Genomic DNA, 1,555 nt, shown 5'->3' with positions numbered 1-1,555 from the left:
GTTTTCGGAACTTTGAAAACTTCAAAAAACGGATTTTTATCGCTCTCAACATCAAAAAAGAAAGGACGAAATTTGTCCTTTCTCGAGCTTAGCTTTTCTTCAACCCACTACAGTTGACAAAGAGCCATTAATTTTTGGTAGGGTTTTTGGTAGGAAACTAAATTAATTTATCAGTTTCTAAAATGTGTTCACGATTCTAAAAGGCTGATACTATAGTATTCCGAATTCTAATTGGTATATGCCTCTTATTTAAGAGTAACTGAAGCTCCAGCTTCTTCCAATTTAGCTTTAAGTTCTTCAGCTTCTGCAGCTGCAACACCTTCTTTGATGACACCTGGTGCACCATCAACAAGTTCTTTAGCTTCTTTAAGTCCAAGACCTGTGATTTCACGTACAACTTTGATAACGCCAACTTTTTTGTCGCCTGCAGATGTCAATTCAACGTCGAATGAATCTTTAGCAGCACCAGCGTCAGCAGCACCAGCTGCAGCAACAGCTACAGGAGCAGCTGCAGTTACACCAAATTCTTCTTCGATAGCTTTTACAAGGTCGTTCAATTCAAGGATTGAAGCTTCTTTAATTTCAGCAATAATGTTTTCAATGTTCAATGCCATTGTTATTTCCTCCAAATATGTTTTAAATTTATAATAGATTTTCGTAGCTAGGCTACGCTGCGTAGCTTAAGATTAAGCTGCGTCTTCTTTGTTGTCTGCAACCGCTTTGACTGCAAGAGCAACGTTGCGCACTGGCGCTTGAAGTACAGAAAGGAGCATAGAAAGAAGTCCTTCGCGGTTTGGAAGAGTTGCAAGAGCAAGAATCTCTTCTTTAGATGCGACAGCGCCTTCGATTGCACCACCTTTGATTTCAAGTGCTTCAGCGTCTTTAGCAAAATCGTTCAAGATTTTCGCTGGTGCGATAACATCTTCGTTAGAAAATGCTACTGCAGATGGTCCAACAAATACTGATGCAAGTTCTTCAAGACCAGCTTTTTCAGCTGCACGACGCAAGATTGAGTTTTTAATCACTTTATACTCAACTTCGCTTCCACGAAGCTCACGACGAAGAACTGTATCTTGCTCAACTGTTAAACCACGAGCGTCCACAACGACGATAGATGCAGCAGCTTTCATTTTTTCAGCTACTACGTCAACTAGTTCCGCTTTTTTAGCAATAATTGCTTCACTCATTAGTGTGTTCACCTCCGTTATTATTTTGCTTGGGGAATTTTTCCAAAAGAAAAACGCGCCCAAACCTAGACACGAAAGTACAATACGCTTCTTTTTACATGATACGTTTTGTCCTCGGTAGGATATTTATGAGTCGAGCTCCCCTACTGTCTTAGGCAGTTTTTTCAAACCGTATATAAGTATAGCATAGTCAAAAAAAGAATGCAAGATTTTTGCAAACTTTTTTTAAAATTTTTTCGTGAGCTAATTTCTCAAAGTAACTTCCACTTGCCCAACCAAAGTGGAAATTAGTCTAAAACGGATTTTTATGGTGGAATTAAGTGTGAGACGTTTGAGTTAGAAATGAGGTCTACTATGACAAAACATAA

2 protein-coding genes and 1 other annotated feature are annotated in these 1,555 nt (G+C 38.9%); both genes read right to left on the bottom strand.

What is annotated here, in order from left to right:
• Window positions 1-245: 245 nt before the first annotated feature.
• Window positions 246-614: a 50S ribosomal protein L7/L12 gene (gene rplL / locus QM818_RS08945; RefSeq protein WP_048716072.1), complete on the bottom strand. Its 369-nt coding sequence runs from the start codon at window positions 612-614 to the stop codon at window positions 246-248.
• A 72-nt stretch (window positions 615-686) separates the two neighbouring features.
• The gene (rplJ, locus tag QM818_RS08940; protein ID WP_001287281.1) at window positions 687-1,187 is read right to left on the bottom strand and encodes a 50S ribosomal protein L10; all 501 of its coding nucleotides are present in this window, start codon (window positions 1,185-1,187) and stop codon (window positions 687-689) included.
• Window positions 1,188-1,225: 38 nt separating this feature from the next.
• Window positions 1,226-1,361, bottom strand: a sequence feature (ribosomal protein L10 leader region).
• Window positions 1,362-1,555: the final 194 nt, after the last annotated feature.

Origin of the sequence: Streptococcus mitis (assembly GCF_047464035.1) — a bacterium.
In the GTDB taxonomy this organism is placed as follows: Bacteria; Bacillota; Bacilli; order Lactobacillales; family Streptococcaceae; genus Streptococcus; species Streptococcus mitis_DX.
Note: the sequence above shows the minus strand (reverse complement) of the source record. Positions and strands in the feature narration are given on the sequence as shown.